27 protein-coding genes and 3 pseudogenes are annotated in these 25,061 nt (G+C 65.9%); 7 read left to right on the forward strand and 23 right to left on the reverse strand.

The window, feature by feature from the left end; translation table 11 throughout:
• Positions 1-7: 7 nt before the first annotated feature.
• The 12 genes from J7I79_RS06725 to J7I79_RS06780 all read right to left on the reverse strand — a co-directional run bounded on the left by J7I79_RS06725 (position 8) and on the right by J7I79_RS06780 (position 10,166).
• Complete coding sequence (locus J7I79_RS06725) at positions 8-1,540, reverse strand: FAD-dependent oxidoreductase (protein ID WP_214951625.1); 1,533 nt, start codon at positions 1,538-1,540, stop codon at positions 8-10.
• 43 nt (positions 1,541-1,583) lie between these two features.
• Positions 1,584-2,168 carry an HhH-GPD-type base excision DNA repair protein gene (locus J7I79_RS06730; RefSeq protein ID WP_181038847.1) on the reverse strand — a complete coding sequence of 195 codons (585 nt, stop codon included), beginning with the start codon at positions 2,166-2,168 and terminating at the stop codon, positions 1,584-1,586.
• A gap of 57 nt (positions 2,169-2,225) precedes the next feature.
• Entirely contained in the window at positions 2,226-3,308 is a 1,083-nt protein-coding gene (locus tag J7I79_RS06735) for a HoxN/HupN/NixA family nickel/cobalt transporter (protein WP_214951627.1), read from the reverse strand.
• Positions 3,308-4,201 (reverse strand): urease accessory protein UreD, encoded by an 894-nt coding sequence (locus tag J7I79_RS06740; RefSeq protein WP_396020172.1) that lies wholly within the window; start codon positions 4,199-4,201, stop codon positions 3,308-3,310. The genes J7I79_RS06735 and J7I79_RS06740 overlap by 1 nt, the downstream gene beginning before the upstream one ends.
• A complete protein-coding gene (gene ureG, locus J7I79_RS06745) occupies positions 4,198-4,815 on the reverse strand; it encodes an urease accessory protein UreG (protein ID WP_214951628.1) in 618 nt (205 codons plus the stop codon). Before ureG ends, J7I79_RS06740 begins: the two co-directional genes overlap by 4 nt.
• A 12-nt stretch (positions 4,816-4,827) precedes the next feature.
• Positions 4,828-5,532: an urease accessory protein UreF gene (locus tag J7I79_RS06750; protein WP_214951629.1), complete on the reverse strand. Its 705-nt coding sequence runs from the start codon at positions 5,530-5,532 to the stop codon at positions 4,828-4,830.
• Entirely contained in the window at positions 5,513-5,998 is a 486-nt protein-coding gene (gene ureE, locus J7I79_RS06755; protein WP_214951630.1) for an urease accessory protein UreE, read from the reverse strand. Before ureE ends, J7I79_RS06750 begins: the two co-directional genes overlap by 20 nt.
• Positions 5,999-6,021: 23 nt before the next feature.
• Positions 6,022-7,767, reverse strand: a complete 1,746-nt coding sequence (ureC, locus tag J7I79_RS06760) for an urease subunit alpha (RefSeq protein ID WP_214951632.1) — start codon at positions 7,765-7,767, stop codon at positions 6,022-6,024.
• The gene (locus J7I79_RS06765; RefSeq protein ID WP_214951635.1) at positions 7,764-8,111 is read right to left on the reverse strand and encodes an urease subunit beta; all 348 of its coding nucleotides are present in this window, start codon (positions 8,109-8,111) and stop codon (positions 7,764-7,766) included. Before J7I79_RS06765 ends, ureC begins: the two co-directional genes overlap by 4 nt.
• 10 nt (positions 8,112-8,121) lie before the next feature.
• Entirely contained in the window at positions 8,122-8,424 is a 303-nt protein-coding gene (locus tag J7I79_RS06770) for an urease subunit gamma (RefSeq protein ID WP_104173882.1), read from the reverse strand.
• Positions 8,425-8,622: 198 nt separating this feature from the next.
• Positions 8,623-8,925, reverse strand: coding sequence for a DUF4193 domain-containing protein (locus J7I79_RS06775; protein ID WP_104173883.1), 303 nt, complete (start codon positions 8,923-8,925; stop codon positions 8,623-8,625).
• Between the two features lie 203 nt (positions 8,926-9,128).
• Complete coding sequence (locus tag J7I79_RS06780) at positions 9,129-10,166, reverse strand: LacI family DNA-binding transcriptional regulator (RefSeq protein WP_214951637.1); 1,038 nt, start codon at positions 10,164-10,166, stop codon at positions 9,129-9,131.
• Between the two features lie 229 nt (positions 10,167-10,395).
• Here J7I79_RS06780 and J7I79_RS06785 point away from each other — a divergent pair, with 229 nt between their 5' ends.
• The 6 genes from J7I79_RS06785 to J7I79_RS06810 all read left to right on the forward strand — a co-directional run bounded on the left by J7I79_RS06785 (position 10,396) and on the right by J7I79_RS06810 (position 16,641).
• Positions 10,396-11,721 carry an extracellular solute-binding protein gene (locus J7I79_RS06785; protein ID WP_214951639.1) on the forward strand — a complete coding sequence of 442 codons (1,326 nt, stop codon included), beginning with the start codon at positions 10,396-10,398 and terminating at the stop codon, positions 11,719-11,721.
• A 116-nt stretch (positions 11,722-11,837) separates the two neighbouring features.
• Positions 11,838-12,683 (forward strand): carbohydrate ABC transporter permease, encoded by an 846-nt coding sequence (locus J7I79_RS06790; RefSeq protein WP_251042507.1) that lies wholly within the window; start codon positions 11,838-11,840, stop codon positions 12,681-12,683.
• A gap of 2 nt (positions 12,684-12,685) precedes the next feature.
• Positions 12,686-13,582, forward strand: a complete 897-nt coding sequence (locus tag J7I79_RS06795) for a carbohydrate ABC transporter permease (RefSeq protein ID WP_214951643.1) — start codon at positions 12,686-12,688, stop codon at positions 13,580-13,582.
• 22 nt (positions 13,583-13,604) lie between these two features.
• Positions 13,605-14,810, forward strand: coding sequence for a Gfo/Idh/MocA family protein (locus J7I79_RS06800; RefSeq protein ID WP_214951645.1), 1,206 nt, complete (start codon positions 13,605-13,607; stop codon positions 14,808-14,810).
• A 17-nt stretch (positions 14,811-14,827) separates the two neighbouring features.
• A complete protein-coding gene (locus tag J7I79_RS06805; RefSeq protein WP_214951647.1) occupies positions 14,828-15,526 on the forward strand; it encodes a ThuA domain-containing protein in 699 nt (232 codons plus the stop codon).
• Entirely contained in the window at positions 15,511-16,641 is a 1,131-nt protein-coding gene (locus tag J7I79_RS06810) for a Gfo/Idh/MocA family protein (protein ID WP_214951649.1), read from the forward strand. Before J7I79_RS06805 ends, J7I79_RS06810 begins: the two co-directional genes overlap by 16 nt.
• Before the next feature lie 119 nt (positions 16,642-16,760).
• On the opposite strand, the gene J7I79_RS24740 is transcribed toward J7I79_RS06810, so the two are convergent.
• From J7I79_RS24740 to J7I79_RS06850, 11 genes and pseudogenes are all read right to left on the reverse strand, one after another.
• Positions 16,761-17,414: a DUF222 domain-containing protein gene (locus J7I79_RS24740; RefSeq protein ID WP_311380533.1), complete on the reverse strand. Its 654-nt coding sequence runs from the start codon at positions 17,412-17,414 to the stop codon at positions 16,761-16,763.
• 10 nt (positions 17,415-17,424) lie between these two features.
• Positions 17,425-17,667, reverse strand: coding sequence for a hypothetical protein (locus J7I79_RS24745; RefSeq protein WP_311380547.1), 243 nt, complete (start codon positions 17,665-17,667; stop codon positions 17,425-17,427).
• A 4-nt stretch (positions 17,668-17,671) separates the two neighbouring features.
• A pseudogene (locus J7I79_RS24750) lies at positions 17,672-18,514 on the reverse strand (DUF222 domain-containing protein); the annotation flags it as partial.
• 113 nt (positions 18,515-18,627) lie between these two features.
• The gene (locus J7I79_RS06820; protein WP_214951651.1) at positions 18,628-19,278 is read right to left on the reverse strand and encodes a DedA family protein; all 651 of its coding nucleotides are present in this window, start codon (positions 19,276-19,278) and stop codon (positions 18,628-18,630) included.
• A gap of 18 nt (positions 19,279-19,296) precedes the next feature.
• A complete protein-coding gene (locus J7I79_RS06825) occupies positions 19,297-20,604 on the reverse strand; it encodes a glycoside hydrolase family 27 protein (protein ID WP_251042481.1) in 1,308 nt (435 codons plus the stop codon).
• A gap of 71 nt (positions 20,605-20,675) precedes the next feature.
• Positions 20,676-20,858: a hypothetical protein gene (locus J7I79_RS24170; RefSeq protein WP_251042482.1), complete on the reverse strand. Its 183-nt coding sequence runs from the start codon at positions 20,856-20,858 to the stop codon at positions 20,676-20,678.
• Positions 20,859-20,883: 25 nt separating this feature from the next.
• Positions 20,884-21,153 (reverse strand): annotated as a pseudogene (locus J7I79_RS24910) (YciI family protein); the annotation flags it as partial.
• 104 nt (positions 21,154-21,257) lie between these two features.
• Positions 21,258-21,719, reverse strand: coding sequence for a TIGR03086 family metal-binding protein (locus J7I79_RS06830; RefSeq protein WP_214952096.1), 462 nt, complete (start codon positions 21,717-21,719; stop codon positions 21,258-21,260).
• Positions 21,688-22,233: pseudogene (locus J7I79_RS24175) on the reverse strand (SRPBCC domain-containing protein). The gene J7I79_RS06830 and the pseudogene J7I79_RS24175 overlap by 32 nt, the downstream one beginning before the upstream one ends.
• On the reverse strand, positions 22,233-22,553 hold the full coding sequence (locus tag J7I79_RS06845; protein ID WP_214951659.1) for a helix-turn-helix transcriptional regulator: 321 nt from the start codon (positions 22,551-22,553) through the stop codon (positions 22,233-22,235). The pseudogene J7I79_RS24175 and the gene J7I79_RS06845 overlap by 1 nt, the downstream one beginning before the upstream one ends.
• Positions 22,554-22,660: 107 nt before the next feature.
• Complete coding sequence (locus tag J7I79_RS06850; protein WP_214951662.1) at positions 22,661-24,001, reverse strand: MFS transporter; 1,341 nt, start codon at positions 23,999-24,001, stop codon at positions 22,661-22,663.
• A 256-nt stretch (positions 24,002-24,257) separates the two neighbouring features.
• Here J7I79_RS06850 and J7I79_RS06855 point away from each other — a divergent pair, with 256 nt between their 5' ends.
• Entirely contained in the window at positions 24,258-24,962 is a 705-nt protein-coding gene (locus J7I79_RS06855) for a GntR family transcriptional regulator (protein WP_311380544.1), read from the forward strand.
• Positions 24,963-25,061 lie beyond the last annotated feature (99 nt).

Consider the following 25,061-nt stretch of genomic DNA (forward strand, 5'->3'; position numbering starts at 1 on the left):
GCTGGGCTCAGCTGAGGTCCGCCGGCGCCGGGCTGGACTCGAGGTTCCGGGTGGCGGGGCCCTGGATAACGGTGCCGTCGGTACTGAACCGGGAGCCGTGGCACGGGCAGTCCCAGGTCACGTCGGCCGGGTTGAACTCCACAGTGCAGCCCAGATGGGTGCAGACTGCCGACACGGCGCTGACGTCCCCAGCAGGACCGAGATAGACGGCGGTCTTTGCCCCGTCCACGTCCACTACCCTTCCTTCTCCCGGAGCCTGCTTTCCCGGGACGAGGTCCGCCCGGACCGGAGCGGCGCCAGCCGGACTTGGGGCGGGCGCGGCGGCGTCCTCCGTCACGGCCGGTGCCGCGTGCGGGGCGCGGACTGCCCGGGTGCTGTCGAAGACCGCTGCCCACGGGTTGCGCCGACCGCACAGCATGTCCCGGAGGATCAGGGCCGCGGCGGTGCCGTTGGTCAGGCCCCATTTGCGCAGTCCGGTGATCACGTGAACGTGCCTGGACTCCGGTGACATTGGCCCCACGAAGGGCAGCCCGTCGGCAGGCATGGCGTCCTGGGTGGACCAGCGGTAGACGATCTCCCCGGCGCCAAGGCGGTCACGGGCAAACGAGCTGAGCCTCCGGTACCGCTCGGTGGATTCGTGGCGCTCCGACGCGGGGTGGCCTTCACCGCCGGCAAGGACATAGCTTTTGCCATCGAGGCCGATGGTCAGGATGGAGCGCATCGGCTCGTCAACGCTGAGGAATGTGGAATCCAAAGGAGGAAGCGCCGTGCGGGCGGCCACGATATACGAGCGGTGCAGGTAGCACCGCCCGGCGAAGATTCCCCGGTCCTCGATTGGCATATTCGTCGCGACGATGATCTCCCGGGCACGGACGGAACCCCGCTCCGCGTAGACCACCGCCGGCGAACCGTCCCGGAACCCGGTGGCAGGCGAGTCCTCGAAGACAAAGCTGCCGTCTCCGTCCACTGCGCGGGCCAGGCCCTGCACGTATCGGAGCGCGTGGATCTGCGCCTGGTCGTCGAAGCGGACCGCGCCCTTTACAGCAAAAGGCAGCGGCACTTCGGTGGTGAAGGACGCGGGAAGTCCGAGCCGGCCGGCCAGGGCGGCTTCCTCCCGGACGCGGGCGAGCGCGTTGTCCGATTCGGCATAGGTGTAGTTGGATACCCGACGGAAGCCGCAGTCGAAGCCTTCTTCCGCCACCGTGCCGGCCACATGCTGAATGGCGGCTTCGTTCGCCTCTCCGTAGACGCGGGCTGCCTCGGCACCGTGCCGGCCGGCAAGTTCCGTGTAGGCCAGCCGGTGCAGGGAGGTGACCTTGCCGGTGGTGTTCCCGGTGACTCCGGTGCCCACCCGTGCCGCCTCCAGCACGGCCACCGTCTGGCCTTCCCGTTTCAGGGCCAATGCAGCGGTCAGGCCTGCGATGCCGCCACCGATCACGGCCACGTCGACGTCGAGGTCCGCGTTGAGGGCAGCGTAGCCCGTGGATGCGCTGGTGGCCGCCCAGAGGGAAGCGAACGTACCTGCTGGCTGCTCACTCAAGGCATCCGCCTTCCACGAAGTTGGGCTTCCCTGGGCCGGGCTGTCAGTCCCCGGTGGTCTTCGCTGCCTTGGCAGCGGCCTTGGCGGCCTGCTTGCTGGCGCGCACCTTGCTCAGAGATTCCGGATCCACGATGTCGGCGACGGACAGGAAGGCGTCCTCCTGGCCGTAGTGTCCGGCGGCCTCGCGCCAGCCTTCGGCCTGGAGGCCGCACTGCTTCCCGAGAAGCGCCAGGAAGATCTTAGCCTTTTGCTCGCCGAATCCCGGCAAGGCCTTGAGCCTGCGCAGCACCTCCGGGCCGTCAGGGTTACCCTGCGTCCAGATGGCCGTGGCGTCCCCGTTCCAATCACTGTGCACGGTTTCGGCGAGGGCCTGGACACGTCCGGCCATGGATCCCGGGAAGCGGTGCACGGCCGGACGTTCCTTGAACATCTCGACGAAGCCCTGCGGGTCGTACCCGGCGATCTCCGCAGGATCCATGGATCCGATGCGCGTCCGGATCTTTTCGGGACCGGCAAACGCCGACTCCATAGTCACCTGCTGGTCCAGCAGCATGCCGGTGAGCAACGCAAACGCGTCATCGCTGAGTAGTTTGTCGGCGGCAGGGTCCCCTGTGATGTGCAGTTCCATGCGTCCTATCCTGCCACCCGCTCCGGCGCGCGTCATAGGTGCGCGGCTGCGTTGACTCTAGGCAGTCTGCGAACGGCCCTTCAACCGCCCGCGCAGCGCGGCAATGCCCCACACAGCCAGCAGGACGGCCACGAGCAGCAGCCCGGCGTCTCCCAGGTCCACTGCGCCCAGCCAGGTGGTCAGCGGATCCTCCAGACCAAAGGCCGTATTGAAGAATCCGCGCAGGGTGATGGCCGAAATGAAGAGGGCCGACACGGCCGAGATGCCGGTGATCAGCGTGTTGAAGCCGAGCTTCCGCTGCGGATTGTGGATGGCCGATCTGTACATGCGCATCATGGCGACGCCGTTGGTGGTGTCGCAGAGCGTCATGGCCGCAGTGAATGCCAGCGGTAGCGCCAGGAGGGCCAGCGGGGACACTCCGGCGAGGGACGCCGCCGTCGTCATCACCAGGAGCCCGATGGTGGTGGCCGTATCGAAACCCAGCCCGAACAGGAAGCCGATCACGTAGATGTTCCGCGGCCGCTGGACCCGGGACAGCGGCTTGGCCAGCAGGCGCGCCACGAAACCCTTCGCTTCAAGGTCACCGTCCCGCACTTCGCCGCCGCCCTGCACGTTCCGGTACGCCTGCGCCGCCCGCAGGAACGCCGAGCCGTTGAACAGGCCCATGGCCAGCAGGAACAGCCCGGAGACGCCGCTGCCGATCAGGCCCAGCACCAGGTTTCCGGTGGTGCCGTCCTCCATGAACTGGCCCACCATGGCTGCACCGCCCACCACCAGGACCCCGGCCAGGATCACCACCGAACTGTGCCCCAGGCTGAACGCGAACCCGACGCTCACGGGATCCTTCCGCTGCGCCACGAACTTCCGCGTCGAGTTGTCAATGGCGGCGATGTGGTCCCAGTCGTAGCTGTGTTTGATGCCGGCCAGGTAGGCGGTGAACACCAGGCCCAGAGCCAGCGGCTGTCCCGCCGCCGCCGTTCCGGTGCCAGGGCTTCCGGCCCCAAGGCTTCCGGACAGGAGGAGTACGACGGCGGCAACGTGCAGCGCGGCCACCGCACCGAACGCAAACAGCATCCGGGTCCGGAGCGGCAACTGCTCCCGTTCCCGGTACATCGCGGCGAACTGGGTCAGCGTGGTCATCAGTACTTCCTCAGGTTCAGGGGCGCCTGCCCATGCCAGCGTTCACGCAGCAGGGCGGTACACGCGCCCAGCAGCCGGTTGAGTTCCTCCGTGGAGTCGGACAGCGACCGCAGCACCAGACCGGTTGTTCCGCCTATTGATGCGGTCAGGGATACTCCGGTGTAGGCGTCGCCGCCCGCTGTGAGCGCACGGAGTTCGTCGGCCAGGGCCTGGTCCACACGAGGATCCACCACCACCAGCGAACCCAGGTGGCTGCGGCCTTCCATGAACCCCATCCCGGTGACGTCGTTGAGGGACGGCCGGATCAGCAGGTTGTCCAGGGCCAGCAGTTCGGTGCCGCCGGGTGCCTCCACGTGGATCTCGGTGCGGAGCCGCAGTTCCTCGTACCGGAACGACGCCCCGTCGGGGGACCACCCCGGCGTGACCACTTCAGCCAGCACTAGGCTCGACGATGGCCGCACGGTGACGTGCGTATTCTGCCGGTAGCTGGCCTCCCGGTAGGCGATCAGCTGGTCCGGAGCCAGCTCAAGCTGCGCCCGCTCCCGCAGCCGCAGGGTCATCCGCTGCTCGGCAAACGACCCCGGAGTCCGGTAAATCTTCGTGGCCGACTGCGTGGTCAGCACCAACGACGCCCCGTCACCAACCTCCACGTCCATGACATAAAGATCAGCCCCCAGATACGCCCCGCCAGGATTCACAACGACATAACAAACCTGCCCGCTCTCATCCAAGTAGTGCGGCCGTAAAACCCTCAAGGCGCCCTGATGGTACTGATACGCGGCCACGGACTTGCCTCCGCGATGCTCGATGCGCAGCTCAAGCTCCCCCATCGGCGACTTCACGGCAGGGGCGGCCGCAGTCTCCAGAGCCGCCTCAGCCGCTGTCGAGCTCATTGAGCCAGGTCGAGCATCAGGACATCGCGCCGCACCCATTCGATGACTGCGTCCAGGCCTTCGTCGGTTTTGAGGTTGGTGAAGCAGAACGGCTTCTCGCCCCTGAACTCCTTGGAGTCCCGTTCCATCACCGAGAGGTCCGCCCCGACGTGCGGGGCGAGGTCGGTTTTGTTGATGATGAAGAGGTCGGACTTGATCATGCCCTGGCCGGCCTTGCGCGGGATCTTTTCACCCTGTGCCACGTCGATGATGTAGATCGAGAAATCGACGAGCTCGGGGCTGAACGTGGCGGAGAGGTTGTCGCCGCCGGATTCCACGAAGATGACCTGCAGGTCGGAATGGCGCTTCTTGAGCTCCTCGATCGCCGCGGTGTTCATGGAAGTGTCTTCGCGAATGGCCGTATGCGGGCAGCCGCCGGTTTCGACGCCGATGATCCGGTCCTCGGGCAGGATCCCGTTGGCGGCCAGGATCTTGGCGTCCTCGATCGTGTAGATGTCGTTCGTGATGGCCGCCATGGAGATCTCGAGGCTCATGTGCCGGGTGAGCCGCTCCACGAGCTGGGTCTTGCCGGCGCCAACCGGGCCGCCGATGCCGATCTTGATGGGTTCAGACATTCTGTCCTCCTGCTAGCTCATGAACATTCGGGCACGTTGACGCTCGTGCCGCATCTGCGAAATTTCCAGTCCGGGGCTCACGGCTCCGAAGTCGTCCGGCGCCAGGCGGGCGATCCGCCCGACGGCGGCAGCGACGTCGTCGGACGCGTTCCGCAGCAGCCGCTGGCCGGCGTTCTGCCCCAGCGGGATGGCGCGGACGGCGTTCTGGGTCAGTGAGGTGACGGCGGCAAAAAGGTACGCGGCGAGCGCTTCGGTCAGCGGGACGCCCAGGGAACGGGCGACGACGGCGAACGCCAGCGGCTGGTGGCCGGCGGCGCGGCCGGGGGTCACCAGCTCCCGGTATGCCTTCAGCTCCGGGGAAGGGAAAACTTCGGAGCCGATCTCCAGCAGCCGCGTCCCCATCTTGATGCTCGCCTCCCGCAGCTGCCGCGGCAGGAGCTGTGCCGTCAGCAGCGAATCCAGCTGGGCAACAGGGACACCCTCGTAGAGGAACCGGATAGCCAGCCCGTCGGAATAGGAAAGCTGCTGCCCCACAAAAGCAGCAAGCCACACCCCGAAGCTCGCCTCATCGTGGACCAGCCCGCGCTCAATGTACGTCTCAAACCCCAGCGAGTGCGCAAACGCCCCGGTAGGCAGCGCGGAGTCCGTCAGCTGCTGCAGGGCGAGCTGGTAGCTGTTCGCTGAAGCCGACGGCGCGTCAGTGCGAGTGTTCAGCATGGCGGAAAGGGACGGGCATCACGCGTTCCTGGCGGTCGTAGGGCACTCCGACGTGTTTGAGGTAGTCCTCCACGGTGTGATCGTACTGGCACACCATGACTTCGGCACCGTACTCGGAGGCGGCGTCGAAGAACTGGGCCTGCAGGTGCCGGTTGCCGAGCGAGTGCGCCACCACACCCATTTCGTGGATGGTCCTGGGAGCCACCACAAGGACGTCGGTGGGCAGCACGGACACCACGATCATGTTGGTTTCGGCGATGTGCAGGATGTCGCCGTCGCGGAGGTCCCCGGAACCTGACGGCAGCCGGATGCCGAGCTCCTTGCCGTGGTCCGTGGTGACGCGCTGGATGCGCTTGACCAGCTGGGCGCTGGGCAGCACCACTTTTTCCCGGTGCAGTCCGGCGACGGCCCCGGCCTCCGAGGCGGGGAGGTCGTGCAGGTTGCCGAGGATTTTCTCGATGATCACGTGGGGCTCCGGGGGTCGGGAACTTAGAAGAGGAAGTAGCGCTGGGCCATGGGCAGCACGTCCGCCGGTTCGCAGGTGACGTCCTCGCCGTCCACGGTCACCTTGTAGGTTTCCGGGTCCACCTGGATGTCCGGGGTGGCGTCGTTGTACTTGAGGTCGGCCTTGGTGAGCGAACGGATCCCGGACACGGGCCGGATGACCTTCTGCAGGCCCAGCTCTTCGGGCACCCCGGCGTCGATGGCGGCCTGGGACAGGAAGGTGATGGAGGACTGCTGCACGGCCTTGCCGAACGCGGCGAACATCGGGCGCATGGTGCGCGGCTGCGGGGTGGGGATGGAGGCGTTGGCGTCGCCCATCAGCGCGTAGGCGATCTGCCCGCCCTTGAGGACCAGCTCGGGCTTGACCCCGAAGAACGCGGGATCCCAGAGCACCAGGTCCGCGAACTTGCCTTCCTCGACGGAGCCGATGGAGTCGGCCATGCCCTGGGCGATGGCGGCGTTGATGGTGTACTTCGCCACGTACCGTTTGAGCCGGAAGTTGTCGCTCTCCGATCCCAAACCGGCAGCCGAACCGTGCACCCCACCGGCAGGGTCCTTGAGCACGCCCCGCTGCTTCTTCATCTTGTCCGCCACCTGCCAGGTGCGGGTGATCACCTCGCCCACCCGGCCCATGGCCTGCGAGTCGGAGGAGGTGATGGCGAAGATGCCCAGGTCCTGCAGGACGTCCTCGGCGGCGATGGTCTCGGCGCGGATGCGGGAGTCGGCGAACGCCACGTCTTCCGGGATGTCCGGGTTGAGGTGGTGGCACACCATCAGCATGTCCAGGTGCTCTTCGATGGTGTTGCGCGTGTACGGGAGCGTGGGGTTGGTGGAAGCAGGCAGGACGTTGGGGAGCCCGGCGATCTTGATGATGTCCGGGGCGTGGCCGCCGCCGGCGCCTTCCGTGTGGAAGGTGTGGATGACCCGGCCTCCGATGGCCCGGATGGTGTCCTCCACGAAGCCGCACTCGTTGAGGGTGTCCGTGTGGATGGCCACCTGGACGTCGTATTCGTCCGCCACCTTCAGCGAGTTGTCGATCGAGGAGGTGGTGGATCCCCAGTCCTCGTGGACCTTGAGTCCGATGGCGCCGGCGCGGATCTGCTCGGCCAGCGGTTCGACGGCGGAGGCGTGTCCCTTGCCAAAGAGGCCGATGTTGATCGGCATCCCTTCGGTGGCCTGGAGCATCCGCTGGATGTGCCATTTCCCGGGGGTGACGGTGGTGGCCTTGGTGCCTTCGGCCGGCCCGGTTCCGCCGCCCACCATGGTGGTCACGCCGCTGGCGAGGGCGGTGGGCACCTGGTCCGGGGAGATGAAGTGGATGTGCGTGTCCACGCCGCCGGCCGTGAGGATCTTCCGCTCTCCGGCGATGATTTCGGTGCTGGCGCCGATGACGATGTCCACGCCGTCGGTGATCTGCGGGTTGCCGGCCTTGCCGATCTTGAAGATGTGGCCGTCCCTGAGCGCGACGTCTGCCTTGTAGATGCCGGTGTAGTCCAGGATGACGGCGTTGGTGATCACGGTGTCCGGAACGTCCTCATCCCGCAGGACCTGGCCGTTCTGGCCCATGCCGTCGCGGATTACCTTGCCGCCGCCGAACACCACTTCCTCGCCGTACACGGTGAGGTCCTTTTCGATCTCGAGGAACAGTTCGGTGTCCGCGAGGCGGATGGCGTCACCCGTCGTCGGGCCGTACAGGTCCGCATACTGCCTGCGTGTCAGCTCGAAACTCATTTGGCCTCGCCCTTCGCTTGTTGCCGGGGATTGCCGGCGTCGAGCGGCCCGTTGACCGCATTGCCGAGGCCGTGAACCTCGCGACTGCCTGCCAGTTCGATCAGCCGGATGGTCTTGCTGTCCCCCGGTTCGAACCGGGCCGCGGTGCCGGCCGGAATGTCCAGCCGGCGGCCGTAGGCAGCCTTGCGGTCAAATTCAAGGGCGGCGTTCGCTTCGGCGAAGTGGTAGTGCGAGCCCACCTGCACGGGCCGGTCACCGGTGTTAACAACCACGACGTCGATTGCCTCGCGTCCGGCATTAATCACCACAGGCGCTGAGCCCAGAACGTACTCACCCGGAATCATGGCCCTGCCCCTATCGGATCGGATCGTGGACGGTGACGAGCTTGGTTCCGTCCGGGAACGTGGCCTCGATCTGGACGTCGTGGATCATTTCGGGCACGCCTTCCATCACGTCGTCGCGGCTTAGCACGGTGGTGCCGTAGCTCATGAGTTCAGCGACAGTGCGGCCGTCCCGGGCGCCCTCGATCAGTTCGTAGCTGATGATCGCCACGGATTCAGGGAAGTTCAGCTTCAGCCCGCGGGCCTGGCGGCGCCGGGCAAGGTCCGCGGCGACCACGATCATGAGCTTTTCCTGCTCACGGGGCATCAGATGCATCAGAAAATCCCTTCAACGGCTCGGCTCGGTCCTATGTTTATAGACCAGAAGGATCGGGCATAGCCAGACCTGCCGGCGCACTCCTGTCAGAGCACCTACGACTATGGTTCGTGACCACAGTAGGCCGGTCAGGTTTCCGTGAGATTTCCTGGGTCCGTGTCCCGGCTTCAGGGATGGGGGGAGACTGTGTGGCGGTGCTTAGCCTTCGCAATCAACGCAATAGGCGTGGCCGTTCTTTTCGCGGGCGATCTGGGACCGGTGCCGGACCAGGAAACAGGAGTAGCAGGTGAATTCGTCCTGCGCCTGGGGGATGACCTGGACCACCAGTTCCTCGGCGACGAATTCGCCGCCGGGGACCATGCCATCGTCGAGTGCGTCGGCCTCATCCAGCTCTCGGACAACGCTTCGTGCATCAGGGGCGTTCGCGGACTGGAGCGCTTCCAGGGAGTTGTCCTGGGATTCCTTGACGTCGGATCGGACTTCGTCGTAATCGGTTGCCACTTAGGGGGTTCTCTTTTCTAATGTTCTTGTCTGACGGCAATGCAACATACACCATCGCGCCCTTATTCCCTGCCAGTAAGACAGACTGCGTCGGAGATACGCGGGGGACCCGTCAAGTTTAGAGTGCTTTCCCGCAGGTTAAGTACAGGCGCCTTTAGTACAGACGCTGGATGCACAGACGCGGAAGTTCAGGTAGCAGCAGGTCAGGCGGCGGGCGCCGCCGTCGAATCCCTGACCACCAGTTCGGTGGCCAATTCAACGTGTGTTGATTCCAGGGTTTCCCCGTTGGCCAGCCGCAGGATGGAGCGGAGGGCCGTCCGCCCCATTTCCTGAAGGGGCTGTGCCACGGACGTCAGGCGGGGAACCGACTGTTCGGTGATGTCCGTCCCGTCGAAGCCCACCAGGCTCAGCTCTTCAGGCACACGGATGCCCTGCAGGCGGGCCTCGTCCAGGACGCCGAGCGCTATTGCATCGTTGCCGGCGAAAATTGCGGTGGGCCTGTCTGCGAGGGCGAACAGCTGGCGGGCACCGGCGACGCCAAAGTAGCGCTGGAACTGGCCGGTCACGATGTAGTCCGGATTCGCCAGGATGCTGGCGGCACGCAGGGCCGCCAGGTATCCATGGAGCCGGGCCACGCTGCATTCGGCAGCCTCAGGGCCACCCAGAAACGCAATTTTCCGGTGCCCCAGGGAGATCAGGTGCTCGGCGGCTGCCTTGCCGCCGGCCCAGTTGGTGGCGCCGACGCTGACAAACCCGGAACGGGGCGGGTTGAGCGGGTCGATGACCACCACGGGGATGTTCCGGCGCCGGAAGGATTCCAGCTGGCCGGGCGTGACTTCGGATGTCACCAGGATGAGTCCCTTACGGCCTGCATCGAAAAGCCGCTGGGACCATTGCTCGTGGTCCGTGTTCTGCAGCTTGTCCGGGGTCACGCTGCTCAGGACCACCTCCACGCCCTCTTCGGCGGCGCAGCCGACAATCCCTGACATCACTTCCAGGGAGTACGAACTGTCCAGGCCGTCAAAGACCAGGTCCACGAGTGCTGGCCCGGTGGACCTGACCCTGCGCTGCATCGGCGATTCGTAGCCCAGCTTCGCCAGGGCCTTCTGGACGCGGGCGCGGGTCGCCTCCGCAACGTCGTCGCGGCCGTTGATGACCTTGGAAACGGTGGGAGTGGACACCCCGGCAAGCGCCGCGACGTCGGCCAGGTTCAGCTTGGCCTTCGGTGTCTTTGCAGGCATTTCAGCAACTTTCTCGAAAAATTTCGGTAGCTGAAGTCTGCACCAGCGGAGGCGCGGTCGTCAAGATTCGCGTAAAAACCCTTGACGCCGGGCCGCCAACGGCGCTAACTTCTATCTCAGTCAACGAATTAGTTGCGAAACATTTCGAACACGTTCCGAGTCCCTGCGGCCTCACCGGCCGCACCCAACCAGCGCCGCAACGCCGCGGCTCTTTTCAATGGAGATCAGAATGGAACCACGCCTTTCCTCACGCAGGTCATTCCTTGCCCTTGCGGCCCTCACTCCCCTGGCAGCCTGGACGGTGACCGCCTGCGGCACCTCCGGCCCCGGCACGGCGCCCGCCGGCGGAGCCACCTTCTGGTCCCTGACCGGAGAACCCAATGAGTCCATCCGGAAAAAGAGCCTGGATGCCTTCAACACGGCCAATCCGGACTCCAAGATTGTGGCCACCGTCTTCCAGAACGATGCCTACAAAACCAAAATCAAAACCGCCATCGGTGCAGGCCAGGCTCCCACCATCATCTACGGCTGGGGCGGCGGAACGCTGAAGACCTACGCGCAGGCCGGACAGGTGGAGGACCTCACCGGCTGGTTCGACGCGAATCCGGACGTCAAGGCCAAGCTGTTCCCGTCCTCCTTTGCGGCCGCCACCGTCGACGGCAAGATCTATGCCGTCCCCACGCAGACCGTGGCCCCGATCGTCTTTTACTACAACAAGGAGCTCTTCGCGAAGGCCAATGCCCAGCCGCCCAAGACCTGGGACGATCTCATTGCCCTGACCAGGACCTTCAATGACATGGGGGTTGCCCCCTTGTCACTCGGCGGCCAGTCGCGCTGGACGTCCATGATGTGGCTGGAGTACCTGTTGGACCGCATCGGCGGACCGGAAGTCTTTCAGGCGATCTTCGACGGCAAGGCCAAGGCCTGGTCCGATCCGGCAGTACTCGAAACCTGCGCCAAGATCCAGGAGCTGGTCACGGCGAACGGCTTCATCAAGGGATTCTCCTCCATCACGGCGGACAGCAATGCGGACCAGGCGCTGCTGTTCACGGGCAAGGCGGCCATGATGCTGCACGGGGCCTGGACCTACGGCGGGATGAAGCACGACGGCGGCACGTTCGTCCAGGACGGAAAGCTCGGCTGGTTCGATTTCCCCGCCGTCAGCGGCGGCAAGGGCGATCCCCTGAACACCGTGGGCAACCCCGCCCAGTACCTGTCGATCTCCGCCAAGGCGAGCGACGCGGAAAAAGATGCGGCGAAGAAGTTCTTCAAGGACGGCCTGCTCACCACGGACGAGATCACTTCTTACATTTCCTCCGGCGCCGTGCCCATCGTGCAGGGCATCGAGGACAAGCTCGCCGCCAGCGAGGACAAAGACTTCCTGAACTACGTGTACACGCTCAGCAAGAACGCCCCCAGCCTGCAGCAGTCCTGGGACCAGGCCCTGAGCCCGACCGCCGCGGAAGCGCTGCTGAGCAACATCGACCAGCTGTTCCTCAAGTCCATCACCCCGGCGCAGTTCGCCGAGAACATGAATGCGACGCTTGGGAAATGAGCGCCGCCCCACTCACAACGCGGAAGCCTGCAGCATCGGACGGTGTAGCCCGGGAACTTACAGGCCGGGACCGTACTTCCGGTGAGGGCAGGGCCCGCCGCGGGTCCCTGGGCTGGATGGTCCTCCCCGCCCTCCTGTTCTTCGCGGTCTTCGCCGTCCTTCCGCTCCTTGGCGTCGTTGCCCTGAGCTTCACCAACTGGGACGGCATCGGCGCGATCAGCATGGCCGGCGCGGACAATTGGCTCGCCGTCCTGTCCGACCCCGTCATGTACAACGCGGTCTGGCTGACCTTCGTGATCATGGTGGTCTCCTGGCTGGTGCAGACGCCGATCAGCCTGCTGCTGGGCACTTTCACTGCCGGCAGCCAGAAGTACCGGGCAGTACTGGCCGTGCTCTACTTCCTGCCGCTGCTGCTCTCCTCGGCGGCCATCGCCATCGCCTACAAGGCACTCCTGGATCCCAACTTCGGGCTGGCGGAAGGCCTCGGACTGCCGTTCCTGGCACAGGACTGGCTCGGCCAGCCCCAGCTGGTGCTGTTCCTGGTGATCTTCGTGATCGCATGGCAGTTTGTTCCGTTCCATACCCTGATCTATCAGGGCGGTGTCCGGCAGATCCCCAAATCCCTCTACGAGGCTGCCGAGATCGACGGCGCGGGCCGGGTGAAGCAGTTTTTCTACATCACGGTGCCGCAGCTGAAATACACCATCATCACGTCCTCCACCCTCATGGTGGTGGGCTCGCTGACCTACTTCGACCTGATCTTCGTGCTCACCGCCGGCGGGCCGGGCAACTCCACCAGGATCCTCGCCCTGGACATGTACCTGACCGGGTTCCGGGCCAACCTGATGGGCCCCGCCAGCGTCATCGCCGTCATCCTGGTGGCGGTGGGACTCGGACTGGCCCTGCTGCTGCAACGGCTGGGCGGCAAGAACTCCGGCGGCAGCCAGCTGGAAGGACTCTAACCATGAGCGTCACCCTCACCAAAGCAACGCCCGCAGCCCTTGCCCCCACGGAGCCGAAACCCAACCGGGGCATCGGCCGCCGGATCCGGAAACTAAATCTCCCGGGCGGACTGGGCGGCTGGATCTGGCTTGCCGTCATCATCATCCCTATCTATTACATCGTCATCACCAGTTTCAAGAGCCAGGCGGGATACTTCAGCGAGAACCCGCTGGCACCGCCGTCGAACCCCACACTGGACAACTACCGGATGGTGCTGGAGGCCGATTTCGCGCGGTACTTCCTCAACAGCTCGCTGGTCACGGCGGGAGCCGTCCTGCCCACGGTTCTGTTTTCCTTCATGGCGGCCTTCGCGATTGTCCGCGGGCGCGGCCGGTTCCTGAAGCTGGTCAACGGCCTGTTCCTCATGGGCCTGGCCATTCCGCTGCAGGCCACCATCATTCCGGTCTACCTGCTGATCATCCGGCTCAACCTCTACGACAGCCTGCTGGCCCTGATCCTGCCGTCCATCGCGTTCGGCATCCCGCTCACGGTGCTGATCCTGGCCAACTTCATCCGGGACGTGCCGGACGAGCTCTTCGAGTCCATGCGCCTGGACGGCTGCAACGAATGGCAGACCATGTGGCGGCTCGCGCTGCCGCTGGTGAAGCCCGCCATCGTCACCGTGGCCATCTACAACGGACTGGGCGTGTGGAACGGCTTCCTGCTCCCGCTGATCCTCACCCAGAGCCCGGAACTGCGGGTGCTTCCGCTGGCGCTCTGGACCTTCCAGGGCCAATACAGCGTGAACATCCCCGCGGTGCTGGCCTCCGTGGTCCTCACTACCCTGCCCATCCTCGTCCTGTACGTCGTGGGCCGCCGCCAGCTGCTGAGCGGACTCACCGCCGGTTTCAGTAAGTAGCCCGTCAATGGAGAACACACCTATGAGTACGCCCGAACACACAGACGCCCCGCCGATCCGGGTAGGCATGGTGGGCCACGCCTTTATGGGCGCCGCCCACTCGCACGCCTGGCGGACTGCGCCGAGATTTTTCGACCTGCCTCTGGTCCCCGAGCTCAGTGTGCTCGCCGGCCGGGACAGCGTCCGGGTGGCCGCCGCCGCCCGCCGCCTGGGCTGGGCCAGCACCGAAACGGACTGGCGCGCGCTGGTGGAACGCGACGACGTCGACCTCGTGGATATCTGCACCCCCGGCGACACCCACGCCGAGATCGCCATCGCCGCCCTGCGGGCCGGCAAGCACGTGCTCTGCGAGAAGCCGCTGGCCAACAGCGTTGCGGAGGCCGAGGAGATGGCAGAGGTTGCCGCAGCGGCTGCGGCCCGCGGTGTCTTCGCGATGTGCGGGTACTCGTACCGGCGCACCCCCGCCCTCGCCCTGGCCCGGTCCATGGTGCGCGACGGCAAGCTGGGGACCATCCGCCAGGTGCGCGCACAGTACCTGCAGGACTGGCTTTCGGACGAGAACGCCCCGCTGACGTGGCGGATGGACAAGGCAAAATCGGGATCCGGGGCCCTCGGCGACATCGGCGCGCACAGCATCGACGCCGCCCAGTTCGTCACCGGCCAGAGCATCACCGGCGTCTCGGCCATCATGGAGACCTTCACCAAGGAACGTCCCGTGGGCGGCGACTTCGTGGGCCTGGGCGGGAACGGCGCGGCGGGTGCCGACGTCGAGCGCGGAGCGGTGACCGTGGACGATGCGGTGATCTTCAGTGCACGGTTCGACGGCGGCCCCATCGGCGTCTTCGAGGCAAGCCGGGCGGCGCTCGGCAGGAAGAACGCCATGCGCCTGGAAGTGAACGGCTCACGCGGGTCCATCGCCTTTGACTTCGAGGACATGAACTACCTGAACTACTACGACGGCGGCAGCCGCGCCGACCCGGAGTCCCTCGGGTTCCGCCGGATCAACGTCACGGAGGCGCACCACCCGTACACCGGCAACTGGTGGCCGGTGGGCCACGGGCTCGGCTACGAGCACGGCTTCACGCACCAGGTGGTGGACCTGGTGACGGCCATTGGAGCCGGAACCCAGCCCACGCCGTCGTTCTCCGATGCCCTCCAGGTGCAGCGGGTGCTGGCGGCAGTGGAACACAGTGCAGGCAAGGATTCCCGCTGGACTTCAGTGGACTGACGAGAAGGAACATAACAATGACTGCTACAAAAAACGCTTTGGTGGTGCGGGGCGGCTGGGACGGCCACCAGCCCGTCGAAGCCACCGATCTCTTTATTCCGTTCCTCCGCGAAGAGGGCTTCACCGTGCGGGTGGAGGAGTCAACGGCGATGTACGCGGACGCCGCGTACATGGCCGGCGTCGACCTGATCGTGCAGTGCAACACCATGACCACCATCGAGAAGGCGGAATTCGAAGGGCTCCGCTCCGCGATCGAGGCCGGCACCGGACTGGCGGGCTGGCACGGCGGCATCGCCGATTCGTACCGGAACAACTCCGACTACCTGCTTCTGGTGGGCGGGCAATTCGCCTGCCATCCGGTCAAGGACCACGGCGAGCTGCACGGGGACGCCACGGACAATTTCCGGACGTACACCGTGAACATGCTTCCCGCCGCTGCCGAACATCCGATCACAGCGGGAATCGGCGATTTTGACCTCTTCACGGAACAGTACTGGGTGCTGTCCGACGACTACATTGACGTGTTGGCCACCACCACGCTGCCCGCCCGGGAAAAGGACTCGTGGCACCGGGACGTGGTCGCACCCGCGGTGTGGACGCGGTCGTGGGGCGAAGGCCGGATCTTCGTGGCCACCCCCGGCCACAGCGTGGAGATCCTCAAGGACAACAACGTCCGCACCATCATCGAAAGGGGCATGCTGTGGGCGAGCCGCTAGGAAACACCGCAAGGGAACCCGCGTCCGCGTCACCGCTGAGGATCGGCGTGGTGGGCTGCGGCAACATCATCGCCGCGTACCTGGCCACGTTCCCGCGGCTGACCACCGTCCGGCTCGTTGCCGTCGCAGACCTCGATTCCGCCCGCGCGGAGGCCGTGGCGGCCGGGCAACCGGGTGTGCGGGCGCTGGGCGTGGACCAGCTGCTCGCGGACCCGGAGGTGGATCTGGTCCTGAACCTGACCATCCCGGCAGCCCACGCGGACATCGCGATGCGTGCCATCGCCGCCGGCAAGGCGGTCTACGGCGAAAAGCCGCTGGCCGCCACCACTGAGGAGGCACGCAAGGTGCTCGAGGCCGCAGCGGCGGCCGGCGTCGTCGTCGGCTGCGCGCCGGACACGGTCCTGGGGACGGGCATCCAGACCGCGCGCAAGGCGATCGACGACGGCCGGATCGGGGCGCCGATTTCAGCGACGGCCACCATGGTGACGCCCGGGCATGAGCTCTGGCATCCGCACCCGGACTTCTACTACGTGCCCGGCGGCGGGCCGCTGCTGGACATGGGCCCGTATTACGTTTCCGCACTGGTCACACTGCTGGGGCCGGTGGCCTCTGTGATCGGCGCGGCAAGCCACACCCGCGGCACCAGGACCATCGGCACCGGGCCGCGCGCTGGCGAGACCGTTCCGGTCAGCACGGACACGCATGTGACGGGGGTGCTGGTGCATGAATCCGGCGCACTCTCCACGCTGGTGATGAGCTTCGATGCGGTGGCCACGCAGGCCGCCAACCTGGAGATCCAGGGCGAGACCGGGTCGCTGATTGTGCCCGATCCCAACCACTTCGACGGCGAGGTCAAGCTCCGCACACTGGGCGGCGACGGCTGGGATGTACTTCCTGTCTCGGCCGGATATGTGGGTTCCGCCCGCGGTTACGGGCTGCACGACCTCGCCCGAACTCCGGCCGGAGAGGAGCCGCGGGCCGGCGGAGAGCTGGCCTTCCATGTGCTCGAGGTGATGGAATCCGTGCTGGAATCAGCTGCCCTGGGACAGGCCGTGAAGGTGGCCAGCCGGTGCGGGCGGCCCGAGGCGGTGCCGCTGATTGACCTCGGCGCCTAGCTGTCCTTGCATCAACCCAGCCCTCCTGGTTGATGTTGCCTTGTCCGATCTGCATGCCAATCTGCAACGTGGCGCCGTGAACGCATGCCGTTCCCAAACTACGTCATTCGAGAGCTGTGTCATTCGAGCCTGAAGTAGCTGTTCCGTTGTGGTTTTTGGCGTGGGTCGATGTGCGGTGGCGGGATGAACCAGGGGACCCCGGTTTTGACCTGGATGGTCCATTGTTCCTTGTGGATGAGGTGGTGGTGATGGGAGCAGAGCAGTGTTCCGTTATCGGTGCTGGTGGGTCCGCCGTACGACCAGTAACTGATGTGGTGGGCTTCGCACCAGGGGGCGGGGATGGTGCAGCCGGGGAAGGCGCAGCCTTGGTCGCGGGCGGTGATGGCTTTGCGGATGTGGGGCGGGAAGATCCGGGTGGTGCGGCCGATGTCCAGGATGCGGCCTTCGCTGCCGAGCAGGACGGGGATGATGTCCGCGTCGCAGGCGATCTTCCGGACCGTGGAAGCGTTGACCGGGCCGGTGAACACGAATGACCCGGTACGCGGGATGCCGGTGCCTGTGACGGTGGCTGTGCTTCCGGCGCGTGGGGTTCCGGTGCCTGGGGTTCCGGTATCCGGGTTGAGGCGGCCGAGCCGGTCCAGCAGGTGGCGGTAGTCGATGGTGACCATGACCTGGGGCTTCAGCCCGCCCGCCGCTGGCAGACCTCCGGTGGTGAGGGACGCTTTGCAGGCGCCGACCAGGCCGTCGAGGAGCCGCTGAGGGCGGGTCCGCAAGTCCAGGGCATCATCGGGGCGCGGCGTCCGTGCAGCCCTCCCTGGTGCGGGGGTTCGTGGCGGTGTTCATCACGGTCAGGAGGGGCTCGCATTGGTCCGGTGTCGCGAAGATTTCGATGTGCTGCAGGCCGCGGCGGGCCTGCCGGAGGAACACGCCCTGGCGGCGGCGGAGTTCTTCCTCGGACGGTTCGGACCCGTCCTGATCGATCCCCTCGATCCAGCGCCGGGCCGACCCGGGACAGCAGATCGGCATCACTCTCCACAGCCTGCCGAGTCAGTTGGTGTTCCATCCGGGCCACGGTCTCCTCGGGGGCGTGGTGCCGGACCTTCTCCAGGGCCAGGGTGATGATGGTCGCGGACCGGGACGCCACAGTCCCTGCGGCGACGGAGGCCGCGAGCACGGGCCGTTCCGCCGGCTCGATGTGCCCGCTGATCCCGGTCCGCGGAAGCACTGTCTCGGCGAGGCTGAGGCGGCGGCGGGCCTCAGCGATGCCGATCCGCAAACTGTCTCGGAGGAACTCGGCTGCGTTCCGGCACCCGTCATCAGCCGGATCCCGGGTCAGCCTCGGCACAGCGGACCTCACGACTGCAGGCCTTGGTTCGCGCCCCTCCTCCGCCACAGCGTGTCCAGGGCCGGTGATCCACCCGTCACCCCGGGCCGTCCAGCCCACAGGCCTCTGTACTGCCGCCGCCTCGTCTCCCCACCCCGTGGTCCAACCAACCGCCGCGCCCGACCCTGAGCGTGCCGCTGCTGTTGCCTCGCGCCGGGTCCGGGCCACGGACCCGGCCGCGACCACCTGCAGATACTCGACGGCCCGGGAAACCTCCTCAACATCGGCGGCGAAACCAGCTGCCTCACGGAAATCACGCAGCTCGGCGTCAGCGACCGCCGTCGAACACACACTCTTCAACAGCTCAAGGCTCCGGGCCAGCTCACCGGATCCGCCGCCGTCGGACGTTAAAGCAGCCGCCAATCCAGCTGCCTGCGCCGTCCCGGACGTGACTCTGCGGAGGCCGCGGAAGCGCGCGTCGGGAAGCACAGCAGGCAACACTGCCCATGGCAATGCGCCTCGTGCTGGATCTTCCCCCATGGCCTCCATGGCATAACTCTGCCACTGGGCACCGACAAAATAGGCCTGCTACATCGGCACTTCAAACCGTTAACCGTGGCCATCCTTGGAACAGGCGGAAGCTCCACGCCACTCCGCATTCACTAGCGTGTGTGGTCGGTGCGCCTGGCGTTGCGCACGGGCTGGCGACCGGCTGCTGCGCGGTGCCGGCGGATTTGCCAGATGACCAACACGGCCGCGGCCACGGCGGCCACCACGACGGCGGCGGCGCATCCGGCCGTGCGGGCCACCTCGTCGTACAGGTCTCCGGCGAGGAAGCCGAGCGTTACGAACAGGCTCCCCCACAGCACGCCGCCGGTGATGTTCCAGAGCGCGAAACGCCGGTACGGCATGCCGCTGAGGCCGGCCAACGCGGGCATCACGGCGCGGAAGAAGGCGGTGAACCGGCCCAGGAAGATGGCCGGTCCGCCGCGTCTTTTGAGGAAGTCCCGGGCTTTGTCCAGCTGAGGGCGTTTCCGGTCGAAGATCTTCCGCGAGATCAGCCGCGGTCCCAGGTGCTTGCCGATTTCGTAGCCCACGGTGTCGCCCAGGATCGCGGCGGAGACCACCACAGCAATCATCGCCGCGAGCGGGATGCTGCCCTTGGCCGCGATCACACCGCCCACCACGGCCGCGGTTTCGCCGGGGATGACGAAGCCGATGAAGAGGGCGTCCTCGGCAAAAACGAGGGCGAACACAACACAGGCCACCAGGAGCGGGCTGGCGTTGAGGAGTCCGTCGAAGAATGCCTGCATCAGGACCAGTGTGGCAGTTCAGGCCGGCGGCGTCAGTACCTTTGTGGCCGGCGTGAACCGGTGGAACCGGACGCCGTGGGGAGGAATCGTGGAGTGCAGAACGACGGAAGGCAAATCGGAACCAGAGTTCGCCGCCCCGGGCCGGACGTCCTCCCCGGACCACGCTTCAACTGCGGACCAGGAGTCCCACGAGGCTTTCTCCCCGAGGCCAAGATCCCCCAGGGGAAAAGCCGCCTCCAGGGGCTCCTCCCCGGTGTTGAACAGCGCGACGAAACGGTCCGCCGTCGTGGTGCTCTCGGCGGCCCAGACCACCAGCTCCCCGTCGCGGAGGAGCTCGCGGTTGTTGCGGCTCGCCTTGAGGACCTCGAGCAGGTCGGTGTTGGTGAGGAGCTCCAGGGTTTCGGGCGGCGAGGAGGGCAGGTCGCAGCCCAGCATCAGCGGCGAGCGGGCCATGCACCACAGCGTCATCATGGCGCGCTGCTCGTCAGGGGTAAGCCGGGTGAGGCGTTCGGGGCCGCGCTCCGCCCGGTGGGCGATCCTGCCCACCGGCAGCATGTCCGCGTCAGCCCAGGCTCCCGGCTGCTGGTGCGGCGCCCAGCGCGCCATACGCGCGAACTGCGCGTCGACGTCGTCCCATTTGTCCCAGAGGTCGTCCGAGACGCGCCACATCTGGGCGTTGGAACGGAGGTGCTCAAGGTGCGCGAGGGACAGCACCCGTCCGGGCGAGAGGCTGAGGACCATGTCCCGCCCGGATTTGCCGACGGCGTCCTGGTAGGCGGCGATCTCCGAAGTGAAGTACGGCCCCAGCATGTCGTCCGCCTTGACGAAGTCCACACCCCACTCCGCGAACAGTGCCAGCTGCGAATCGTAGTAGGCCTGCGCCCCGGGGTGGCCGTGGTCAAGCCCGAAGTTGTCAGTGTTCCAGTCGCAGACGGAGCCGGTGTCCGCCACCTGGTCCGCCGTGAAGGCCGTTCCGGCAACCGGCAATCGGTCGCGGACCGCCTGGCGCGGTATTCCGCGCATGATGTGCAGCCCGAACTTCAGCCCCAGGGCGTGAATCTTCGCGGCCAGCGGGCCAAAGCCCTTGCCGTCCGCAGCCGAGGGAAAGCGGTTCAAGGCCGGCAACTGGCGGCCGAAGCCGTCCAGGACAAGGGCGGCGCCGTCGTTGTAGCCGCCCGCTTTGGCAGCGGGTTCGTACCACTGGATGTCGACGACGACGGTGTCCCAGCCGTGCGGCGCCAGGTGGGCGGCCATGAACTCGGCGTTTGCGAGGACTTCGTCCTCCGTGACAGTGGTGCCGAAACAGTCCCAGCTGTTCCAGCCCATGGGAGGAGTTTGCGCTAACAACATCTGTACAACGTTATAGAAGGTTCCGCCCGAAGGGAACCCCCGGAGTTTCAGCGGACCTGGCGTGTTTCGACGACGGCCTTCAGTTCCCGGAGCCGGGCAACCTCCGCCTGCATGGTCTTGGTGACCAGGCCGTCGGGGACTTTCATGAGGCCGGGGAGCTTGAGGTCCAGGACGAAGCGGACGGCGGTGATGCCGTCCGCTTCGGTCAGGATGTACTGGCCCGATTTCAAGCCTGAACTTACCACTGCCTTGTGACAGGAACGGGTGGCCGTCCGCGAGCGCCGTGGCCCCGTCGAGGGTGTCGGCCTCCACGATTGAGTAGCCGTTCAGGTCGGAGGCTTCAGCGAGGGTTCCGTCGTCCACCACCGAGGTGCCGGCAGCGAACGGTGCGCCGGCGTCAAGCAGTGCCGGGCCCAGCTTCTCCATCCAGGCACCCCAGGCGGCCATCTGTTCCGCGGACTGCTCCGGCGCGAACTGGTCCATCGGCGTGGCCGGTCCTTTGTAGATGTAAATGAACTTGCTCATGACTTGTCCTTTCAGCGTGATGTTCGCTTTCTGCGCGGCCGGGCCGGAATGCCTCGGCCGCCCCCTGCCCGGCGCGAAGCCCACCGGACAGTCGCTGAGCCGGCCTAGAGTCCGGCAACCTGCCGGCCGGTGAAGGCAACCAGGCGTCCCATGCTTGCCGCCGATTCGTCAACCAATGTCTCGGCGGCAAAGCTTTTGCCGCGCATCTGGGGGCTGATGGTGTTCCGTGCGAGGCCCAGGACATAGTCGGACAGGGCCGGCGAGACGCTGAGCTCCTGCCCGGTGGCCGTGGCGAAGTCCCAGGCGTGGACCAGCAGTTCAAGGTTCAGGATGTTCGCAACCAGGGTTGCCGGCAGCTCGGCAAAGCCCATGTCCAAGGCTCCCTCCGTGCCGCGGGCGCGGAACGCCTCCAGCGTGGTTTGCGCGGCGTCGGCAATCCTGGCCTCCGGCGTGGCGGACGGCTGATCCGCAACCGTCACATCGAGCGCCTTGCCGATCGATGCGATCGAGCCAAAGAGATGGTCCAGGAGGGCATCAACTGTGAAGTCTTCGCACGGTGTTGCCACACCAAGGTCCGAATCCTTGAGCCGCCGGAGGACGCGCTGGGCAACCGCCAGGGACGCTGGCGCTGGAGAGTTCGTCGATGGGGTCCGGGGCCGCAGCCCACTCGTCGGGGCCGGCATCGCCGTTGGTGGCCAGCAGGACGAGCCGCTCGAGGAAATGGTTCCAGCCTTCGGCGTGGCTGGCCTCCTGCTGCTCTGTGAGCCCCTCGTGAATCAGCTGGACGGTGGTTCCGCCCTCGACAGCTACCAGGTTCACGGTCACCGTCGATGCTCCCGGCGGCAGCCCGGCGTCGCCCTCCCACCCCCAGGTCTAGACGATCCGCTTGCCGGGCTCGATTTCGGTGAAACTTCCCATCGCCGAATGCCCCGGCGTGACGGTCCAGCGGTAGTCCCCGCCCACGCGAAGATCCACCCGCGCCGCCACGGCCTTCCAGCGCCGCAGGCGCTCCGGCTCCGTGATGAGCGCGAAGGCGGCGTCCGGGTCAACCGGGATAAACACTGTCTTGTTGAATGTCATCAGATATTCCCTTGCGATGATTGCGGGCCCAGCCGGCCGGCGTCGGCCACCAGCAGGTCCAGTTCGGTTGTCCAGAAGGCCTCGAATTGTTCACGCAGCCGGACCATCCCGGCACTGTCCAGCCGGTAGTACCTGTTCCGCCCGTCCTTCCGGGCGGTCACGAGCCCCACTTCCGAGAGCAGCAGCAGATGCTGGGAAATGGCCGACCTGCTGACCGGAAAGTGGCCCGACAGCTCGGTGACCGTTTTCTCCCCTTCTGCCAGGAGCCGAAGCAGCGCCCGCCTGTTGGGCTCCGTCGCGACTTCCAGAAGATCAGGCACAGAAAATACGTTAGTCGTCACTAACGCATTAAGCAAGGGCTCCTCCAAAGGCGCACGCTTTAAGGGCGGCGGCAACCCGACCGGGGTCACCGCCGCCCTTTCGGCGGTTACGCCGCCGGTACTGCTTCCTTGACTTTCAGGGGTTCAATGTCGCCCATGACAAACAGGTAGTTGGCGGCACCCAGGAGCGACACTGCACCGATGACCGCGAGCGGGGCTACAAAGGATCCCGTCTGGTCCACCAGCACACCGATCAGGATCGGAGTGAAGATGCCTGCGAGGTTGGAGGCGAAGTTCTGCAGGCCGCCAATCGATCCCACATGCTTGGAGCTCGGCGCAACATCGGCGGGCAGCGACCAGATGCCGGTCGCGGCGACGGTGAGGCTTGAGTAGGCGACGGATAGGAGCGCCAGCGCCATCCATGCCTCCGGTGCGAGGGCGGCAAACATAATGACGGAACCGCCGATCAAGCCGCCGGCAATCGTGGCTTTGCGCACCTTGGTCACGGAGACGCCGCGCCGAACAGCACGGTCGGCCAGGTAGCCGCCCAGCCAGCCGCAAAGCACCGCACAGATACCTGGAATTGCACCGAAAAAGCCCAGCTTGAGCAAATCAAAGCCACGCTCTTTGACGAGGTAGCTCGGGAAAAACGTGATGAAGAAGTAGATGGCGCTGTTCAGGCAGAAGAAACCGAACATCATGCTGAGGATCGTGCGGTACTTGAAGAGTGAGCGCCAGGGCAGTTTCGCGGCATTTGCGTCGTCGCTGCCCTCGCCGCGGGCACCGCCTTCCTCGATGTAGGCCACCTCGGCGGCGTTCGCCCGGGGGTGATCCTGGGGGCTGCGGTATACCTTCCACCAGACGGCGGCCCAGATGAGGCCGGCGACGCCGATAATAATGAACACTGCGTGCCATGACGTCAGCGCCACGATCAGGGTCACGATGGGAAGCGCGATCACGGCCCCCACGCGGGAACCCGAATCCCAGATGCTGGTGGCAAAGGCCCGCTCCCGGACCGGGAACCAGGTGGCCACCACCTTGGCCGCGGTACTGGGAGCGGGGCTTTCGCCGACACCCAGGAGGAACCGTGCCGCGAACAGGGACCAGAAGCTTGTTGCGGCTGCGGTCACCATAGTGAAGACAGACCACCAGACGGCGGCCAGCGAGAACGACCTGCGCGGGCCGACCTTGTCCACGTACCAGCCGGCCGCCAGCTGGCAGAAGTCGTAGGCCCAGAAGAATGCAGCGAAGATGAGGCCCTGCTGCGTGGCAGAGAGTTCGAAGTCCTTGCCCATGAAGGGCAGGGCAACGCTAAGGCTGGAGCGGTCAAGGTAGTTGATGCTCAACCCGACAAAGGCGAGCCAGATAATGGCCCAGCGCTTCCGGGTCATAGTGCGGGGATTTTTGAGGGATGACGTACTGGCAACTTTACTTCCGAGCGCAGTCATGTGGTCTCCTTCGACGTAAACATGGCTTCGGGTGCCTCTGGCACCGGGGAAGACACCGAAGATATCGATGCCAAATCATATAGGAATCTGGTTAATCATATAGCTAATGTGATCGAGATCAAGCCTTCACCGAAAAAACATCCGCAGCGGCTCCGGCACGCCCGGTGGAATATGATTCCCCCAGCGACTCCAACCCGAGCCGCGCATCCAACCAGCACTAAGAGGTCAGCGCGTGCCCCCACGTCAGTCTTCCGATATCTCCCGAGGCAAAGCCGCTGTCAGTGACGTGTATTCGTCCATGCGCGCCTCCATCCTCGAAGGCGAAATAGCACCCGGCACCCGTATCAACATCGACGCAGTTTCGCGGAGCCTCGGCGTTTCACAAACCCCGGTGCGTGAGGTGCTGCAGCGCCTGGAAGGCGACAACCTCGTGGTTTACAACCCCGGCCGGGGCTATAGCACCACGCCCCTGCTGGATCTGGCCGAACTGCGCTCCCTCTTTGAATTCCGGCTGCTGGTGGAACCCTGGGCGGCACGCTCTGCCGCCGTTGACCGCCTCGCCAACCCGTCCGCCGCCCTCGAAAAGGAAATTGCGGCGTTCCGCCGCACCATGAAGTCCGATGGCGACCTGCGGCAGGATCTGGTGGCCCACGACACCCGGTTCCACGACACGATCCTGGCCGCGGCCGGCAACACCGTGGTCCGCCACGCCTTCGCGCAGACGCACTGCCACCTGCACACATTCCGCCTCTACCCGGCCGACATAGACGGCGCAATAACGGTTACGGAGCATTCGGCCGTCCGCGAGGCCATCAAAGCCTGCCAGCCCGAGCAGGCCGAAGCTGCCATGGCGGAGCATATCCGGAACTCCTTTGCCCGCTTCGCGCAGGCTTTCGAAGGCCACGCGGACCTCGCTCCACTGGTGGGCAGCGGCCCTCCCCGACGGCACATCATGGAGTGAACATAAGCCCCGGCCCGACGGCCGGGGCTTTTTTCTTCCTTCGGGACGTCGTCGGAGGGCCGCAACCCCGGCGTCGCTTGATCTGGATCACATCTCCTA

Origin of the sequence: Arthrobacter sp. ISL-69 (assembly GCF_018613775.1) — a bacterium.
GTDB lineage: Bacteria > Actinomycetota > Actinomycetes > Actinomycetales > Micrococcaceae > Arthrobacter.

Excerpts from the sequence above, each read along its gene's own strand:
- J7I79_RS06765 (WP_214951635.1), bottom strand. The coding sequence starts at position 8,111 with ATGATTCCGGGTGAGTACGTTCTGGGCTCAGCGCCTGTGGTGATTAAT.
- J7I79_RS06770 (WP_104173882.1), bottom strand. The coding sequence starts at position 8,424 with ATGCATCTGATGCCCCGTGAGCAGGAAAAGCTCATGATCGTGGTCGCC.
- ureG (WP_214951628.1), bottom strand. The coding sequence starts at position 4,815 with ATGTCTGAACCCATCAAGATCGGCATCGGCGGCCCGGTTGGCGCCGGC.
- J7I79_RS06850 (WP_214951662.1), bottom strand. The coding sequence starts at position 24,001 with ATGACTGCGCTCGGAAGTAAAGTTGCCAGTACGTCATCCCTCAAAAAT.
- J7I79_RS06795 (WP_214951643.1), top strand. The coding sequence starts at position 12,686 with ATGAGCGTCACCCTCACCAAAGCAACGCCCGCAGCCCTTGCCCCCACG.
- J7I79_RS06820 (WP_214951651.1), bottom strand. The coding sequence starts at position 19,278 with ATGCAGGCATTCTTCGACGGACTCCTCAACGCCAGCCCGCTCCTGGTG.
- J7I79_RS06785 (WP_214951639.1), top strand. The coding sequence starts at position 10,396 with ATGGAACCACGCCTTTCCTCACGCAGGTCATTCCTTGCCCTTGCGGCC.
- J7I79_RS06800 (WP_214951645.1), top strand. The coding sequence starts at position 13,605 with ATGAGTACGCCCGAACACACAGACGCCCCGCCGATCCGGGTAGGCATG.
- J7I79_RS06735 (WP_214951627.1), bottom strand. The coding sequence starts at position 3,308 with ATGACCACGCTGACCCAGTTCGCCGCGATGTACCGGGAACGGGAGCAG.
- ureC (WP_214951632.1), bottom strand. The coding sequence starts at position 7,767 with ATGAGTTTCGAGCTGACACGCAGGCAGTATGCGGACCTGTACGGCCCG.
- J7I79_RS06730 (WP_181038847.1), bottom strand. The coding sequence starts at position 2,168 with ATGGAACTGCACATCACAGGGGACCCTGCCGCCGACAAACTACTCAGC.
- J7I79_RS06825 (WP_251042481.1), bottom strand. The coding sequence starts at position 20,604 with ATGGGCTGGAACAGCTGGGACTGTTTCGGCACCACTGTCACGGAGGAC.
- J7I79_RS06740 (WP_396020172.1), bottom strand. The coding sequence starts at position 4,201 with ATGAGCTCGACAGCGGCTGAGGCGGCTCTGGAGACTGCGGCCGCCCCT.
- J7I79_RS06790 (WP_251042507.1), top strand. The coding sequence starts at position 11,838 with ATGGTCCTCCCCGCCCTCCTGTTCTTCGCGGTCTTCGCCGTCCTTCCG.
- J7I79_RS06805 (WP_214951647.1), top strand. The coding sequence starts at position 14,828 with ATGACTGCTACAAAAAACGCTTTGGTGGTGCGGGGCGGCTGGGACGGC.
- J7I79_RS06780 (WP_214951637.1), bottom strand. The coding sequence starts at position 10,166 with ATGCCTGCAAAGACACCGAAGGCCAAGCTGAACCTGGCCGACGTCGCG.
- J7I79_RS06750 (WP_214951629.1), bottom strand. The coding sequence starts at position 5,532 with ATGCTGAACACTCGCACTGACGCGCCGTCGGCTTCAGCGAACAGCTAC.
- J7I79_RS24745 (WP_311380547.1), bottom strand. The coding sequence starts at position 17,667 with ATGCCGATCTGCTGTCCCGGGTCGGCCCGGCGCTGGATCGAGGGGATC.